Origin of the sequence: Arthrobacter sp. StoSoilB19 (assembly GCF_019977275.1) — a bacterium.
In the GTDB taxonomy this organism is placed as follows: domain Bacteria; phylum Actinomycetota; class Actinomycetes; order Actinomycetales; family Micrococcaceae; genus Arthrobacter.
On sequence record NZ_AP024650.1, the window covers coordinates 1427600 to 1445162 of the forward strand.

The following is a 17563-nucleotide window of genomic DNA, read 5'->3' on the forward strand; positions in this document are numbered from 1 at the left end:
GGAAAAATCGCTGTGACAACACTGCTGGGGAAGCTTGGGCTGAAGAAGCGACACAAGAAACTGGTCACCGGAACTGCGTTTGGTGCCGTTGTGGCCGTTCTGGTGACGGGTGCTGTGTTGTATCCGGGGTTCAAGACCACTGAGGTGGAGTTGAATGACGGCGGCGTGTGGGTGGTGTCGAAGTCCAGGAATGCGGTGGGGCGGTTGAACTATCCGTCGCGGGTGTTGGACGGCGCGGTGACGCCGGCGTCGACAACGTTCGATGTGTTGCAGCATGCAGGCGAGGTGTTCGTCGATGACGAGACCGGTTCGACGTTGAACCAGGTGTCGCCGGCGAATATGCGCCTCGGTGGGGATAAGCAGTTGCCGGGCGCAGCTGATGTGAGTTTCGGCACCCGGACGATTTCGGTGACGGATGCTGCATCGGGGAAGGTGTGGGCGGTGTCGCCGTCCACCGTGAATGGTTTTGATAAGGAAGCGTCGGAGCCGGTGATGGTCGGTTCGGCGGGCATCGTCTCTGCGGTGGGTTCTGATGACCGGGTGTATTCGGCGGACCCTAAGACCGGTGTTGTGACGGTGACGGGTGTTGACGCCAACGGTGAGGTGACGTCGTCGGAGTCCAGCACGTGGGATGGGCTTAAGGGTGCCGGGGATCTGCAGATGACGGTGGTGGGGGACCGGCCGGTGGTGCTGGATGCCGCGGCGGGGAACCTGTTCCTGCCTGGTGGCAAGCGGCTGGCGCTGGAGAATGCCAGGGATGCGAAGTTGCAGCAGGCGGGGCCGGGCAGTGATGTTGTGGCGCTGGCCACGCGGAAGGCGTTGCTGAAGCAGCCGCTTGACGGGGGAGCGGCGATGGTGGTGGCGTTCGACGGCGAGGGTGTCCCCGCTGCTCCGGTGCAGTTGGGCGGGTGTGTGCATGCGGCGTGGTCGGGTGCGAACAAGTATGTCCGGGATTGCGTCAATGATGGTGACGATAAGAAGGTTGACGTGCCCAGGGCGAGTGCGTCGCCGTCGTATGTTTTCCGGGTGAACCGGGACCTGGTGGTCCTGAATGATGTGAACTCCGGGAACGTGTGGCTGGTGAACCAGAACATGCAGCTGGTCAACAACTGGGACGACGTCATCCCACCAAAGAACCAGTCCGACGACCAGGACCAGGAGTCGGCGGACAACAACACCATCAACATCCTGCCGGACCGCACCAAACCCAACCGGCCGCCCGAAACCAAGCCCGACGCCGTCGGCGTCCGCCCGGGCCGCACCACCATCCTCAGCGTCCTGGACAACGACTCCGACCCCGACGGCGACGTGCTCACCGCAGCGGTCGGGGAGGCCGGGCCCAAGTCCGGCACCCTGGAAAGCATCTACGGCGGCACGGCGTTCCAGATCACCGTGCCCGCGGACGCCAAACCCGGCACGGAGACTTTCAACTACAGCGCCTCCGACGGCCGCGGCCTGTCCGCCACCGGCCAGGTCACGCTCAGCGTCGTAGGACCCGATGAGAACAAGCCGCCGAAGTTCAAGCGCGGCGAAGACACCACCATGCTGGTGGAACAGGGCAAGACCGTCAGCCAGAACATCCTCACCGACTGGATCGATCCCGACGGCGATGACCTGGTCCTGTTGGATGCCAAGGCCGACAACGACCAGGACCAGGTCAAGGTACGGCGCGACGGCCTGCTCACCTTCCAGGATTCCGGGGCCACGGCCGGCAAGAAGAACGTCCAGGTCACCATCTGGGACGGCCGCGCCACTGTCACCGGCAAGGTGGTGGTCAATGTCCAGCCGCCCGGCGCCCTGGCACCCGTGGTCAACGCCGACCACGTCACCGCCGTCGTGGGCCAGGACCTGGTCATCTCCCCGTTGAAGAACGACGTCGATCCCAACGGTGGTGCCCTCCGGCTGGCCCAGGTGGAAGCCAACGGCCCTGCCGAACTCGGCCCCGTCACCGACGGCGGCACCTTCACCTTCCGCAGCACCACCCCCGGTCCGGTCTACCTCACCTACATTGCCAGCAACGGCCCGCAAAGCAGCCAGGGCCTCATCCGCGTCGACGTGGAATCCGGCAACGACGGCGGCGACCCCGTGGCGGTCCACGACGTGGCCCTGATGCCCACCGGCGGCAGCGTCCTGCTGGACCCCCTGGCCAACGACTCCGACCCCTCCGGCGGCGTCCTGGTGCTGCAGTCCGTCAAGCTCCCCGATAACGCGACTGTGTCCGTCAGCGTGATCAACCACAGCGTCCTGCGGATCACCGACATCCTGGGGACCAAGGACCCCATACTGTTCGAATACACCATGTCCAACGGCAGGAAGTCGGCCACCGGCAGCGTGTCAGTGGTGCCCGTCCCGGCGCCGGCCGTGGTGGAGGCGCCGCAACCCAAACCGGATGAAGTCAATGTCCGCGTCAACGACGTGGTCACCATCCCCGTCCTGGACAACGACACCCACCCGCAGGGCCAGGAACTGTCTGTGGACCCCGTCCTGCCGCAGGCCGTGGATCCCGCCGACGGCAAGAGCTTCGTCTCCGAGAACACGCTCCGCTTCATTGCCGGCAGCCAGCCCAAGACCGTGCGCGCCATCTACAACGCGGTGGATCCGCAGGGCCAGAAGAGCGCAGCCGCCGTCACCATCCACATCCTGCCGCTCGAGGGCGCGGAGAACTCCCGCCCCCAGCCGCGCAACCTGACCGCCCGCGTGGTGGCGGCCGGCACCGTCCGGATTCCGGTTCCCCTTGACGGCATTGACCCCGACGGCGACTCGGTGCAGCTGACCGGCATCGACAGCACCCCTGCCATGGGAACCGCCACGGTGGGCAGTAACTTCATCGACTTCACCGCCGCAGGTGACGGCGCCGGTACAGACACCTTCCGCTACAAAGTGGTGGACCGCCAGGGCGCCATCAACACGGGCACGGTGACGGTGGGCATCGCACCCCGCGGCGAGTCTAACCAGAAGCCCACCCCGGTGGATGACGAGGTCCGGGTACGCCCGGGCCGGCAGATCGCCGTCGACGCAACGGCAAACGATACCGATCCCGACGGTGACCGCATCCGCATCCTCACCGACGGCATCGACGCCGACCCGGCACTGCAGGCCACCGTCAGCAGGAACAGCGGCCGCATCATCCTCCTGGCCCCGAACGAGGCCGGAACCGTCAATGTGCGGTACACCGTCGCCGACGACCGGGATGCCACGGCGCAGGCCACCATCCGCTTGGTGGTTGACAACGAAGTGCCCCTGAAAGCCCCGATTGCCCGGGATGACAGGGTGACGTCTGCCCAGGCCATGGGCAAGACCGCCGTTGATGTGCCGGTCCTCAAGAACGACGAGGACCCCGACGGGGTGGGCGAGAACCTGAAGATCAGCACGGAGGCCACCACGGCGCGGCCTGGCGGCAACGGCAACATGCTGGTGGACCTTACGGAACAGCCCCAGCTCATCCCGTACACCGTGGAAGACGTGGACGGCCAGCAGTCAACGGCCATCATCTGGGTGCCGGGCCTGGGCCAGCAGGTTCCCACCCTGGCCAAGGACGAGGTCCTTGAAGTGGTGGCCGGGCAGTCCGTGGACGTCGACCTGAAGGACTGGGTCAAGGTACGGGAGGGACGCTCGCCGCGGCTGACCCAGGTGGACCGGATCAAACTCATCGGTGCCGACGGCGGGAATCCGGTCACGGGAGACGGCACCGGCCTGAAGTACACGGCGGGCGCCGACTACGTGGGTCCGGGGTCCCTCACGTTCGAGGTGACCGACGGCACCGGACCTGATGATCCGGCCGGCCTGAAGTCCACCCTGAGCATCCGCACCAAGGTCCTGCCGGACCCCAACAAAAACAACCCGCCCGAGCTGCTCGGCGCGGACGTTGATGTCCCCAAGGGCGACACGGCCAGCACGGACCTGGGAAAGCTGACCTCCGATCCCGACCGGGACGACGTCGAAAAGATGAAGTACCAGCTGGTGGGCGACCCGCCCGGCGGTTTCAGTGCACGCATCGAAGGCAGGACCCTGAAGGTTTCCGCGGCGGATTCGACGGCCACGGGGACCAGGGGCGCCGTGCAGGTCAAGGCGACGGACTCCCGCGGCCTCGAAGCCACGGCCACGTACCCGCTCGCCGTGACAGCCTCCAACCGGCCCAAGCCGGTGGCCAATGACGACGTGGAGCCCAACGCCGCCGCCGGGAAGCCCGTGACCATCAACGTCCTGGCGAACGACGCCAACCCGTTCCCCGAAACACCGCTGAAGATCATCGCCGCCAATACCGAAACAGGCAGCGGCAACGTAGGCGTCAACGGCGACTCGGTGACGGTCACGCCTGCTCCCGGCTTCACCGGAACCCTGGTGGTGGCGTACACCGTGGAGGACAAGACGCAGGACAGCTCCCGGCATGCCACGGCACGGGTCCGGCTGACCGTTAAGGACAAACCTGCAGCACCCACCACGCCCCAGGCACAGAGTGTTGGGGACCAAACCGCGCTGCTCAACTGGTCCGCCCCCGCGGACCGGGGCTCCGCCATCACCAAGTACACGGTGTATGGGGAGGGCGGGTTCCGGCAGGACTGCCCCGCCAACACCTGCACCCTGAACGGGCTGACCAACAACACCACTTACCACTTCCAGGTCACGGCCACGAATGAATTTGGCGAGTCGGACCGGTCGCCGGCCTCAGCGGACGTCCGGCCGGACGTCAAACCGGATACTCCGTTGGCCCCATCCCTGAAATTCGGCGACAAGCAACTGGCCGTCAACTGGACCGCACCGGCCAGCAAGGGCTCCCCGGTGAAGTCCTACGACCTGGAGATCTCACCGGCGCCGGCCGGCCAGAACGCCCAGATCCAGAACCTGACCTCCGTCAGCTATGTGTGGAAGGGACTGCAGAACGGGGTGTCGTACAAGGTCCGCGTCCTGGCCCGCAACGACGCCAAGGACCCGTCCGAGTGGAGCCCGTATTCGGCGGCCGAAGTCCCGGCCGGTGTTCCCGCGACCCCTGCCGCGCCAAGCGTGTCGCAGGCAACTCCGGTGGGCTCGCAGAGCCAGCTGCGGGTGGTCTGGTCCGCGCCCAACAACAATGGCGACCCTGTCTCGTCCTACACCCTGACCACCCTCCGTGGTGGCGCGGCGGTGGCCAGCCAGCAGGTTGCCGGCACCTCGCAGAACGTCACCGTGGACAACTCCGAGTCCAACTACACCTTCACGGTGGCTGCCACCAACAAGGCCGGTACCAGTGCCACCAGTGCGCAGTCGGCCCCCATCCGGGCGGCCGGCAAACCCGGACAGGTCAACGGCGGGACGGTGCGGGAGAACGGAACCAGCGGTCAGCTGGAGGTTACGTTCACGCCGCTGACGGATGCCCAGCGCAACGGCTCCACGGCGTCCGAGATTGCCTACTCCTACAACGCCGACGGCAAGACCGGCGCCATCAAGGCCGGGGGCGGAACCATTGGCGGCATGACCAACGGCAGGGACATCACTGTCACGATCATCGCAACGTCCACGAAGAACAACATGTCCGGCGACGCGAAGGCCATCGGCACGGGGAACCCCTATGGTCCGGCCAATGCCCCCAACGTGAACGGCACGACATCGGCGAAGGGCGACGGGCAGGTGCACTGGACCTGGAATAACCCCAGCACCAACGGCCGTCCGCTTAACCACTATGAGGTCAGCATGGACGGCGGAGGCTGGCAGAACGTGGGCAAGGCGACCAGCTATGACGCCGGCGCCGGTGGATGGAACCAGAGCCACAGGCTGCGCGTCCGCGCCGTAACGGTGGTGGACGGGGCGATTGGCGGACCGGCAACCTCAACCTCCGGTCCAGACAACACCCCGCCGCCGCCCACGTCCTGGAACGTCACGGCCAGCCCTGTCCGCAGCTGCACGGAGCCCCGCAAGGGCACCGACAGCTACGTTGCCGGCAACCCATCACAGTGCACGGGTGAGGGGATTTGGCTCGACGCAGGCGCTTACTCCCGGGCTGACCGCTACCAGGTCTGGTACAAGACCTCGAACAATCCCAGCGGCATCTGGTACCACCTGAGCGAAGGAATGGCCGCGGGCAACTGGCTCCGCTGCGACACCTCCAACGTGGGCTGCAACCCGCCGGCCGGCATGCCGAACCGCTAGCAAGCTCCAGCATCAAACAGGGAATTTCGACCAGTAGAAGGAAGCACATTTCATGACCATGACCATCGAGCAGGCCGAGTGGTTTGCCGACACATTCGAAAAGCTGGTTGCCAACGTGGGGCAGGCGGTGCTGGGCAAGGAACACGTCATCCGGCTGACCTTCACCGCCATGCTGGCCGAGGGCCACGTCCTGTTCGAGGACGCTCCGGGCACCGGGAAGACCTCCCTGGCCCGGGCCCTCGCCGCCACGGTGCAGGGCTCCAACAACCGCATCCAGTTCACGCCTGACCTGCTTCCCTCCGACGTGACAGGTGTGACCATCTACGACCAGAAGACGCAGAAGTTCGAGTTCCACAAGGGCCCGATCTTTAACAACATCGTCCTGGCCGACGAAATCAACCGTGCCTCGCCCAAGACCCAGTCCGCGCTGCTTGAGGTCATGGAGGAATCCCGGGTCACCGTGGACGGCGTGACGTACTCGGCCGGGCGGCCGTTCATGGTGATGGCCACCCAGAACCCCATCGAGCAGGCAGGCACCTACCGCCTGCCCGAGGCCCAGCTGGACCGCTTCCTGATCAAGACCTCCATCGGCTACCCTGACCACGCCTCCACCGTCCGGCTGCTGGGCGGAAACAACCTGAAGGACCGGTCCAAGGACCTGTCTGCCGTCATCACCACCCAGGCGGTGGCGGACATGGCCGACCTCGCCGCCACGGCGCACGTGGACACCGCCGTGCTTGAGTACATCTCCCGGCTCTGCGAGGAAACCCGCAGTGCCCCGGAGACGCGCCTCGGCGTCTCCGTCCGCGGCGCCCTGGCCATGGTCCGGGCCGCCAAGGTCTGGGCTGCCTCGCAGGGACGGAACTTTGTGCTGCCGGATGACATCAAGGAACTGGCACCCGTGGTGTGGACCCACCGGTTCGTGATGGACCCCGAAGCCGAATTCTCGGGCGCCACCGCTGAGGCCGTGCTGACCAGGATCCTCGCCGACGTCGCCGCCCCGCAGCAGCGCACCAACGCCTGAGGCGCCGGGCCCGCGGCTTCAAGCCGCAGCCACCACCACTGACATTCCAGCGCAACAACGAAGGCACACCCCTATGTCTGACCGCACGTCCAGCGGCGCCCCGCTGACCCGGCTCGCGGAGCGTCTCCGGCAACCCTTCCACCGGAACGGCCGCCCCACCCGGCTGCACCCCGCGGCCGTATGGTCCGAAGCCAGCAGCACCGCCCTCCTCGCCCTGGCACCCGCCGGGCGGGCTGTCCGGGACACCTGGCTGAGGTACGCCTGGCCGGTGCTGTCCGTGGTCAGCATCCTGGGGTGGTCCGTCCTGGCCGCTGCCATCCTGCTGTGGGCCACAGGCCAGGCCTTCGGTTGGCAGGAAGCCACGGCAGCGTCCATTGCCGCCTTCGCCATGTTCGTGATCGCGGTGGCCTTCATCCTCGGCAGGTCCTCCTACGGCGTGGTGCTGGACCTTGCCCGCACGCGGGTGGCGGTGGGGGACAGCGCCGTCGGCAGCATTGCCGTCACCAACACGTCGGCCCGGCCGCTGCTGCCGGCCGCGCTGGAACTGCCGGTGGGCAGCACCACGGCGGTCTTCCACCTGCCCCGGATGAAGCCCGGACAGGTCCATGAGGACCTGTTCACCATCCCCACCGCCCGGCGCGCCGTCATCGTGGTGGGACCGGTCCGCTCCGTCCGGGCCGACCCCCTGCACCTGCTGCGCCGCCAGGTCCTCTGGACCGAGCCGGAGGACCTCTTCGTCCACCCGCGCACCGTTGCCCTGGCCGGTTCCGCCGCAGGCTTCATCCGCGACCTCGAGGGCATGCCCACCACGGACCTGTCCAGCGCCGACGTCTCCTTCCACGCCCTGCGCGACTACGTGCCCGGGGATGACCGCAGGCACATCCACTGGAAGACCACGGCCCGGACCAACAAGCTGATGGTGCGCCAGTTCGAGGAAACCCGCCGCGCCCACCTGGCCATCTCGCTGTCCATCAACACGGACGAATACGCTTCCGACAACGAGTTCGAGATGGCCATCTCGGTGGCCGCCTCCATCGGCCGGCAGGCAATCCGCGAACAGCGGGAACTGGATGTGCTCACGCAAAAAGGACCCCTGCGCTGCGAAACCGGCCGCAACATGCTTGATGACATGACCCGGATCGTCGGCACCCCGATGCGCCGCACCGCCGTCGACCTTGCCAGGACCCTGGCCGACACGGTGCCCAATGCCTCCGTCGTGTTCTTCGTGGTGGGCAGCAATGTGACGGCAAGCCAGCTCCGTTCCGCTGCAGCCTCCGTCCCGCCCGGCGTCCGAAGCCTGGCGGTCCGGGTGGAAACCGGCGCCGCCCCCTCCAGGGCCAACATCGCAGACCTCACTGTCCTGACGCTCGGCGACCTGGCCGACCTTGCCATCGTGCTGAGAAAGGCTGCCGCATGAGCACCGCACCCGGCCATTCGCCACAAAGCGGTTCCCCGCAAACCCGTACCCGCCGCAAGGCCGCCACCCCGGATTCGGCCTTTGCGGACGGCCAGCCGGCCTGGCATTTCCTGATCGATGCCGGAGCCTTGGTGGTCCTGCTGGGCCTGGGCCTGCTCGGATTCGGTTTGAGCTTCGGCGGCGACCCGTACTACCTCCTGTCCGGGTTCGGCGGCATCATCCTTGGCCTGGGCATCGGCGGGGCGAACGCCCACCTGCGACTGGGGCTGCTGATCACCACCGCCCTGGCCCTGGCCGCCTACCTGGTGTTCGGAACCTTGCTGGCGGTGCCGGACGCCGCCATCGCCGGATTCGTCCCCACCCTGGATTCGCTGCGGACCCTGCTCCTGGGCGTCGTCTTCGCCTGGAAGGACATGCTGACGGTGGGGGTGCCGGTGGGAACCGCCGGCGGCGTGCTCATCGTCCCCTTCCTAAGTTCGCTGGTCCTGGCACTCGTGGCAGCGCTCCTTACCTGGCGGGCAAGGAGCCCCTACCTGCCGCTCCTGCCGGTACTGGTCCTGTTCGTCACGGGCATCGCCTTCAGCACCAACGCCGCGTTCCTGACCCTGGAACGCGGCATCGGCCTGACCGTCCTCGGCATCGCCTGGGCAACCTTCCGCCGGGACGCCCTGCGCCGGAACAGCACCCGCCGGGTAGCGGTGAACAGCCCCCAGGCGGACAGTGCCACCGCACGCCGCGCCAGGATCCGCCGGCTGGGCATGGCCGCGGGGGTGATTGCCGCCAGCGTGGGAATCACCGCGGTGGCCGCGCCAATGGTCAGCGCCGGCGATGACCGGAAGGTCCTCCGCAACGTGGTGGTACCGCCATTCGATCCCAAGGACTACATCACCCCCCTGGCCAGTTTCCGGAGCTACGTCAAGGACAAGAAGGACGACACCCTGTTCGTCGTCAAAGGCCTCCCGCGGGACGGCCGGGTGCGCCTTGGCGCCCTGGATGCCTTCAACGGCACCAACTACAACATGGACCCCAACGGTTCGGGCAACTTCAGCAAGGTGGGCGACGCCAAGTCCATCAACACCCTGGCCGACACATCCGGGGTAGTGCCCACCAACGACTACTCGATCAGCATCAACGTGGAGGACTACCAGGGCTTCTTCGTCCCCGGCGGCCGGAAGACCACGGGCATCAGCTTTGACCAGTCCGGCTCGGCTGCGGCTGCCGGCCTCTACTTCAACCCCGGAACGGACACCGCCGTCACCACCAGCGGATTGTCCCGCGGCGACTCCTACACCGTCCAGGTGTCCGACCCCGCCAAACTCGAGCACGGGCAGCTGACACAGTACGACTTCGCGAAGGTCTCCCTTCCCGACCCCCTGGAAGTTCCGCCGGTGGTGGGCTCCCAGGCCAACGACCTGTCCGCCGACGCGCCCACGGCCATCGACCGGGTGCGCCAGATCGAGGCGCACTTCCAGAAGACGGGGGCCTTCAGCAACGGTTTGGTCAGCGAGGGGCAGCTCCCCAGCGTCTCCGGCCACGGTTCAGCCCGGATCCGCAACCTGCTGACCGCCAAGCAGATGCTCGGCGACGATGAACAGTACGCGGTGGCCATGTCCCTGATGCTCCGGCACCTGGGCATCCCGTCCCGCGTGGTGATGGGTTTCTACCCTGAGCCAACCAGCCCGGAGAACGGTGCGGGTGAGGCGAAGATCACCGGAAAGGACGTCCACGCCTGGGTGGAGGTCGCGTTTGAACGCGTGGGCTGGGTCAGCTTCGACCCCACCCCGCCAAAGGACAACATCCCCATTCCGCCGGACCCCGAGAACAAGTCCAAGCCCAAGCCGCAGGTGCTGCAGCCGCCGCCCCCGCCGCAGGAGCCCGCGGACCTGCCGCCGGACTCCTCACCCGACGCCTTGGACGCGGACCAGAAAAAGAACAATCCCTGGCTGTTCTGGGGCGCCCTCCTGGGCGCGCTGGGCGTCGCCGCCATCCCGCTGGTGATCCTGGGCCTGCCGCTGTTGCTGATCGCCTTGTTGAAGGCACGACGGCGGAAGTCCCGTTTCCGGGACGGCCATCCCGCCCAGCGCGTGGGCGGGGGCTGGAACGAGGTGGTGAGCCTGGCAACCGACCTGGGTGCCGCCGTCGACACCCGTTCGACACGGCGGGAAAGCGCTGCGGTCCTGGCCGATGCCTTCCCGGCGACCCAGGGGACCACCACCATGCTGGCGCGCCGGGCCGACGCCTCGATCTTCGGCGCCGGGGAACCAACCGAAGAGGATGTCCGCGAGTACTGGACCATCGTTGATGGTTCCCTCAAGGAGATGACCTCCGGGATAGGGTTCTGGCGGCGGCAGCAGGCACGGTTCTCGCCGCGTTCGCTGCTTGCCGACGCCCGGGCCGCGATGAACGCAGGCAAGGGCGCCAGCCTGCGCGGCGGCCGGGTGTCGCTGCCGGCGGTATCCGGGTTCATCGCTGCCCGCCGCCGTCGTGCCTCCGGCAGTGCCGGCGCACCGCCTGTTCAGCAAGGGCCTGTTCAACAAGGACCCAACCAGCAAGGACCCAACCAGCAAGGACCCAACCAGCAAGGACCCAACCAGCAAGGACCCGGCCAGCAGTGACCTTCGATCCCGAACGCTGCCCGCGCTGCCGGCAGCCCGTCCCCGCGGGTGCCACGTTCTGCACTGCCTGCGGCGCGCCGCTGCCCAACAGGGCGGCGCGCCGCCCCCGCACCCCGGACCTGCCGGCGGACCAAGCAAGGAGCGATCCCGGGGAAGCGCGCCCCGCGCACTCGTCCGGGATTCCCGGTACTATCCCGGTAGTAGAAAGGCCCCCGGCACAGCCGGCGGGCACCGCATTGACGGGCACCGCGCAAGCGGGCACCTTGCATACGGGTACCGTGCCGGGCAGGACCGGCGGTTCCACAAGGGTGGGGGCCGCTCCAGGGGGAGGAACGGGAATGGCAGTGAACCTTCAGCTTGTTCCGGCTGCGGCAGGCAAGCGGCTTGGCGCTGCCGTCATTGATTGGCTGCCTGGGGTGGCGGTGCTGGTGGTGACGTTTGCCATCGGATTCGCCGGGATTACCCGCACCAGAAGCGGTGGCTTCATTGTCTATGACACGTCCTCTCTGGTGCTCTTTGGCGGCATCGGCCTTGGCCTGACCCTGGGTTACCTCTTCGTTGTGCTCGGGCTGGAAGCACGCACCGGCAAAACGCCCGGGAACCTGCTGATGGGCATCCGCAGCGCGGACCAGGACGGTTACGCTCCCGGCGCCGGCGCCGTGTTCCTGCGTGGCCTCATCACCGGAGCAGGCATCCTGTTGGCCGTGCTGGCCGCCGTGCTGGTGGTGGTCTTCAAGTGGTTTGACGCCGCCGTGCCCATCCTTGGCCCGCTGCTCCTGGTGGGTGGCGCGTGGGCCGTGCTGGTGGTGGTTTCCAGCCGGTGGGACAGGGACGGCGGACTGCGGGGCTGGAATGACACCGCCGCCAAGACCCTGGTGTTCGATGTCAAGGCGGGCCGCGACCCCATCACCACCGGCGGCATCCAAGGGCCCTACAGCTTCGCGCCCCTGGACCTGCCGCCCGTGCAGCAGGTCCTGTCGCCGATGGCCGGCGCCAACGTGGCCCAAACTCCCGTACACCCAGCCCCCGGACACCCAGCCCCCGGACACCCAGCCCCCGTACACGCAGCCCCTGTACACCCAGCCCCTCATGCCCCTCTGCAAACCCCTGCGGCGCAACCTCCGGCTCCGGCACCCCAGGCACCTTCGCCGTCGGCCGCCCTGCCGTCGCAGACCTTGCCCTACAGCCCACCTGCCTCCTTCGCGCCGCCGCCCGCCGCCGGCCACCGGATGCCCCCGCCGCATGTGGACGACGACGTCGAACGCACCCAGGTGCGGCCCGGAACCGGCGGCCCCGCCCCTGTGGCTGTCCTCCGTATCCGCCTGGACGACGGCCGCGACTTCCAGCTGGACCGCAGCGTCCTGGTGGGCCGGAACCCGGTGGGGCAGGCCGGGGAACAGCAGGCCCAGCTGTTGGCTGTGGATGACCCCGGCCGTTCGATCTCCAAGACGCACCTGCACCTGCTCACCGACGGCGCGGGCATCTGGGTGACGGACCGCCAGTCAACCAATGGAAGCGCCGTCACCACCCCGGACGGCCTGCGCACCCCCTTGGTGCCGGGCGTCCCCACGTTTGTTACCCCGGGATCCAGCGTGCACTTTGGAGACCGTACCTTTTACCTAGGACAGGCATGAACCAGCACCCCGCCAGTGTTTCCACCATCCAGCCGGGGCCGGGACTCAGCCTCAGCTACGGCTACGGAACGGACAGGGGACTCCGCCGGGAGTTGAACGAGGATTCGTATATCGCCGCCGATCCCGTCTTCGCCGTCGCTGACGGCATGGGCGGCCATGAAGCCGGCGAAATCGCCAGCGGCCTGTGCGTGCGGGCCCTGGCCGGGATTCCCCAGGTGGCCACGGGGGAGCGGAGCATCACCGCTGCCGTCCTGCAGCAGTACCTGGTGCGTGCGGACAACTCGATCCGTGAGGCCACCGGAGCCCGTGCCGGCACCACCCTTACCGGTGCTGTCGTGGTGGAACAGATGGGCATGCCGTACTGGCTGGTGGTGAACATCGGCGATTCCCGCACGTACCGGCTCAGCCAGGGACGGTTCGAGCAGATCAGCGTCGACCACTCGGAGGTCCAGGAACTCGTGGACGCGGGCGAAATCACCGCCCAGGAGGCCACCGTGCACCCGCGGCGGCACGTGGTCACCCGGGCCCTGGGCACGGGCGACGAGACGGAAGCGGACTACTGGCTCCTTCCCGTGGAGGAAGGCGACCGCGTCCTGGTCTGCTCCGACGGCCTGACGGGGGAACTGGCAGACGATGACATCCTCCGGATCCTCAGCAGCGTGGCGGATCCGCAGGAGGCGGTGGACGCCCTGATCCAGGCCGCCCTGCGCAGCGGCGGCCGGGACAACGTCACGGCCATCGTGGTGGATGCCAGGAACGTTTCGAACGACGACGGCGCTGGCACCACCGCGCCCCGCCTCACCTCCGCTGACGGGGACGAAGTGACCCTGCCGCGGCCGCAGGCATCCGAAGCCGTGACGCAGCCCCTGCCCGCACCGGTGGAGGAGACCGCGGACCACAACGGGGAGCCGGACGATGACCGCCGCTAGCTACATCCCCGGCACCTGGCTGGGCATTGTCAGGTCCCGCACCGCAGTCCTCCTGGGCCCCGGGTCGCCCGCGGAACTCGCAGGCGCATTGTGGGAACTCCTGGGCGGCCGGCCTGAGCCGCACGAGATCCTCGCCGCCGTGACCAGCACTTCCGGCGGATCCCTCACCCGCATCCCATCCTTCGGCATCCTGGATTTCAACGGATCCCTGCGGGTTTTCCTGCGGGGCGACATCGACCTCACCGTCGAACAGCCCGGGGGAGCCGTGGACCTCGACGGCCGGGACGTGACCACCTGGAACGAACGCAAATTCGTGGTCCCCGGCACGTGCCGGGTGGCGATTGCGGCTGGGACCACCGGTACCGCCGGGCTCGCCACCGAACAACCCGAGCTGCCGCTCGGTGAGGGCGTGGTGCTGCTGCAGTCCCTGACCCTGGGCGCACGCTCCGGCCCGGCTGCGGTCGATGCTCCGGCCGCAGCGGATGCTGTTGCACCGGCGGAAAATTCCGGCAGCGACGAGGCTTCTGCTGCTCCCGCCGGCCAGGCCCCGGCTGACCTGCGGGAGCCGGACGTTCCGGACGAGGCGGAAGACCTGCCCGAAACCACGCTCCTGCCCGGGCATGCAGCCTCGGCCGAAACGGTGCTGGGGGTCATCGAAGAGGACGTTGATGAACGCCCGGCCGACGGGGTGGTCGATCCAGCGGAAGCCGCACACGCCCATGCCCGGGAAGCCCATGACCCCGATGCCACTATTGCCCCGGATTTCATTATTGGTGCCGGCGGGGAGCGCGGTGCCTTCGGCGAGCCTGGCATCGACGGGGAGCGCGGCGCTGAGGGAGAAGCTGTGGGGAATGCTTCAGGTGAGCCCGCCCCAATTGAGGTGCCGGAGACAGGCTCCGCCGGCGTAGCCCCCACCGGAGCCGGCGCCGGTCCCGCAGCGGAGATGACGACGTCCTATGACCATCTCTGGGACCGCACCGTCATGCGGCACATCGAAGACGCTGCCGTGCGTGAGGACCCTGACGACGATTCCGGCCAGGTGTCCCCGCAGCAGCGCCCGGCCCTGCCGGCAGCCGAACCCCTGCCCGCCCTCCGCAGCCCGGAGGACCCGGCCCCGGATGTGCCGGCAGCCGGTCCCGGGACTGCGACAGAGACCGACAGCCGCCATCAACCCACACCTGGCGCCGGACTTGGAGTTGGATCCAGTGCCGGTACAACTGGAGAGCCCTCCGGCCGGCCCCGTCCTGCCTCCGCCGGCGTCCTCATCGACTCCGTCCCGTGGCGCACGGGGGGAGCTACGCCGGCCCACGACGCCCCTGGCTTCACCCCGCCGCCAAACCACGGCACGCCACTGGCTCCACCGGCATCCGGGGCACCTGCGCCCGTCGTACCGGCGCCTGCTGTATCCGGCACCGGCACCGGCTTCGACCCCGACCACGATGGCCAGACAGTGATGAAAAGCAGCCTGCCGGGAACCGCGTCCGGTCCGGCAACAAACGCGCCGGCCGTCCAGCAGGACCCCGCCAATGGACAAATGGTGCTGGCCCGCGTCTGTGCCCAGGGCCACGCCAACCCACCCACACGTGCCCTCTGCAGCGCCTGCGGGGCTGCCCTGCTGCCGGATGCCGTGCAGGTGGCCCGTCCCAGGCTGGGCCGGATGCGCCTGTCCACCGGCGAACTGCTGGACCTCGACCAGTCGATGGTCATCGGCAGGCAGCCGTCAGTGTCCCGGGTGCAGGGCGGCGTGATGCCGCGGCTCGTCCAGGTGGCAAGCCCCGGCGGCGACATTTCCCGGTCCCACGTCGAGGTGCGGCTTGAGGGCTGGCACGTGATGCTCTGCGACCTCAAGGCCACCAACGGCACTGTCCTGGTCCGCGAAGGCCAACCGCCGCGCCGCCTGGCCCAGAACGAGATGGCCATCCTGCTCGACGGCGACATCGCGGAGCTGGGCGACAACATCTCACTGCGTTTTGAGGAGATTCCTTGAGTTCCAAACGGCCCGTTGCGCCGCCGCCCCGCATCCAGGGCTTCACCTACATCAGCCTGCTCGGCTCCGGCGGGTTTTCCGACGTCTACCTGTACGAACAGGACAGGCCGCGCCGGAAAGTCGCCGTCAAGGTGCTGCTCTCGGACCTCAAGACCGAGGGCGCGCGGCGGCGGTTCGAGTCCGAGGCCAACCTCATGGCCCAGCTGTCCTCGCACCCATACATCGTCACCATTTTCGAAGCGGAAGTCACCGATGACGGGCACTCCTACCTGGCCATGGAGTACTGCTCCCGGCCCAGCCTGGACGTGCGTTACCGGCGGCAGCGCTTCAGCGTTGACGAGGTCCTGGCGGTCGGCATCCAGGTGGCCTCCGCCGTCGAAACCGCCCACCGCGCCGGCATCGCCCACCGCGACATCAAGCCCGCCAACATCCTGGTGACGGACTACAACCGTCCTGCCCTCACCGACTTCGGCATCTCCGGCACCCTGGCCGGGGATTCTGATGACGATTCGGGCATGTCCATTCCCTGGTCCCCGCCCGAACAGTTCCGGGACGGCGGCGTTGACGGCGTCATGGTGGACGTGTGGGCCCTCGGCGCCACGCTGTACACCCTGCTGGCCGGACGTTCACCCTTCGTGATGCCGGGCGCGGACAACTCGCAGCGCGAACTGATCAACCGGATCAGCAACATGGCGCTGCCGCGGCTGGGCCGTGCCGATGTGCCGGAATCACTGGAACTGGCCCTGGCAACCGCCATGGCCAAATCGCCCCAGTCCCGGTACTCCTCGGCCCACGCCTTCGCCCTGGCCCTGCAGCGCATCCAGGCCGAGCTCAACCTTTCCGTCACGCCTTTCGAGGTCCTGGAGGAGCCGCAGCAGGAGGAGGGCCACCCGGACGACGGCACCGAGGAGACGCGCGTCCGCAGCATTGCTGCCATCGATCCGGAGCGGACCGGCAGCGCACCCACGTTCCCTGCCCGCACCCGCCCCAACCCGACCGGCACCGGGACTGACGCGACGGGGCCCGGGGGCGGCGCCCTCCCGCCGTCGCACTTTGCTCCCGCCAGCCCCAGCCAATGGCAGCCTGCCCCGGCAGTGCCGCAGATTCCGGCCCGCACCACGTGGGCGGCGGCCACCGGGGCGGCTGCTCCGGCGGCAGCCACGGACGACGGCGCCGGCCAGGGGGAGTGGGCGCAGTCCACCGTCCTGCGTGGCAGCACAGGGACGGCCAACTACGGTGCACCCGTCACGGGCACAGGAGGAACGCAGGACACGGGCTACACCGTGGACGCAACAGTCCAGCGGGCGGTGAAGGCGGACGAGCCGCAAGCGGTTCCGAAGGCCGACCACGGCAAACGCAACCTCTGGCTCGCAATCGCCGGCGGCACCCTCCTGGTATTGGCGGCTGTGGTGGGCATCGTGGTGGCCAACACGGCGACAGGCACCCCCAAGGCGGTGGAAACCCAGCAGGCCAGCAAACCCCCTGCGGACGCCCTGGACAGTGGCACCGTGCCCGATGTCGAAGGCCTGGCCGGAACGGTCGACACCAACGGCGAGGCATCCTTCTACTGGAACAACCCCGAGCCCAAGCCGGGCGATACCTACAAATGGAGGGTCTATACCATCGGTGGGGGCGGCGACTACCAATCCATCGCGCAGGCGCCCGTCCGGCTCAGGCCCAACCCGTCGGGGCAAACCTGCATCCAGGTCATGATCGTCCGCTCGGACGGTGCGTTCTCACCGCTGGGGTCCGGTTCCATCGCCTGCACCGGCCAATGAACGTCCCGCACTGCCGGTTTCACGGCAACACCACCACTCCGACTACCGCAACAGTT

General features: G+C 68.1%; 8 protein-coding genes and 1 pseudogene. All 9 read left to right on the forward strand.

The window, feature by feature from the left end; all coding sequences use genetic code 11:
• Nucleotides 1-12 precede the first annotated feature (12 nt).
• The 9 genes and pseudogenes from LDO86_RS06590 to LDO86_RS06630 all read left to right on the forward strand — a co-directional run bounded on the left by LDO86_RS06590 (nt 13) and on the right by LDO86_RS06630 (nt 17507).
• Nucleotides 13-6123: an Ig-like domain-containing protein gene (locus LDO86_RS06590; RefSeq protein WP_224084386.1), complete on the forward strand. Its 6111-nt coding sequence runs from the start codon at nt 13-15 to the stop codon at nt 6121-6123.
• 52 nt (nt 6124-6175) lie between these two features.
• Nucleotides 6176-7147 (forward strand): MoxR family ATPase, encoded by a 972-nt coding sequence (locus LDO86_RS06595; RefSeq protein ID WP_224084387.1) that lies wholly within the window; start codon nt 6176-6178, stop codon nt 7145-7147.
• A 73-nt stretch (nt 7148-7220) separates the two neighbouring features.
• A complete protein-coding gene (locus LDO86_RS06600; RefSeq protein WP_224084388.1) occupies nt 7221-8564 on the forward strand; it encodes a DUF58 domain-containing protein in 1344 nt (447 codons plus the stop codon).
• Nucleotides 8561-11179 (forward strand): transglutaminaseTgpA domain-containing protein, encoded by a 2619-nt coding sequence (locus LDO86_RS06605; RefSeq protein WP_224084389.1) that lies wholly within the window; start codon nt 8561-8563, stop codon nt 11177-11179. Before LDO86_RS06600 ends, LDO86_RS06605 begins: the two co-directional genes overlap by 4 nt.
• Nucleotides 11176-11232 (forward strand): annotated as a pseudogene (locus tag LDO86_RS20190) (hypothetical protein); the annotation flags it as partial. The gene LDO86_RS06605 and the pseudogene LDO86_RS20190, both read left to right, overlap by 4 nt.
• Nucleotides 11233-11517: 285 nt before the next feature.
• A complete protein-coding gene (locus tag LDO86_RS20195; RefSeq protein ID WP_263422045.1) occupies nt 11518-12813 on the forward strand; it encodes an RDD family protein in 1296 nt (431 codons plus the stop codon).
• Nucleotides 12810-13742 carry a protein phosphatase 2C domain-containing protein gene (locus LDO86_RS06620; protein WP_056390964.1) on the forward strand — a complete coding sequence of 311 codons (933 nt, stop codon included), beginning with the start codon at nt 12810-12812 and terminating at the stop codon, nt 13740-13742. The genes LDO86_RS20195 and LDO86_RS06620 overlap by 4 nt, the downstream gene beginning before the upstream one ends.
• Entirely contained in the window at nt 13729-15729 is a 2001-nt protein-coding gene (locus LDO86_RS06625) for an FHA domain-containing protein (protein WP_224084391.1), read from the forward strand. The genes LDO86_RS06620 and LDO86_RS06625 overlap by 14 nt, the downstream gene beginning before the upstream one ends.
• Entirely contained in the window at nt 15726-17507 is a 1782-nt protein-coding gene (locus LDO86_RS06630; protein ID WP_224084392.1) for a serine/threonine-protein kinase, read from the forward strand. The genes LDO86_RS06625 and LDO86_RS06630 overlap by 4 nt, the downstream gene beginning before the upstream one ends.
• The last annotated feature ends 56 nt before the right edge of the window (nt 17508-17563 follow it).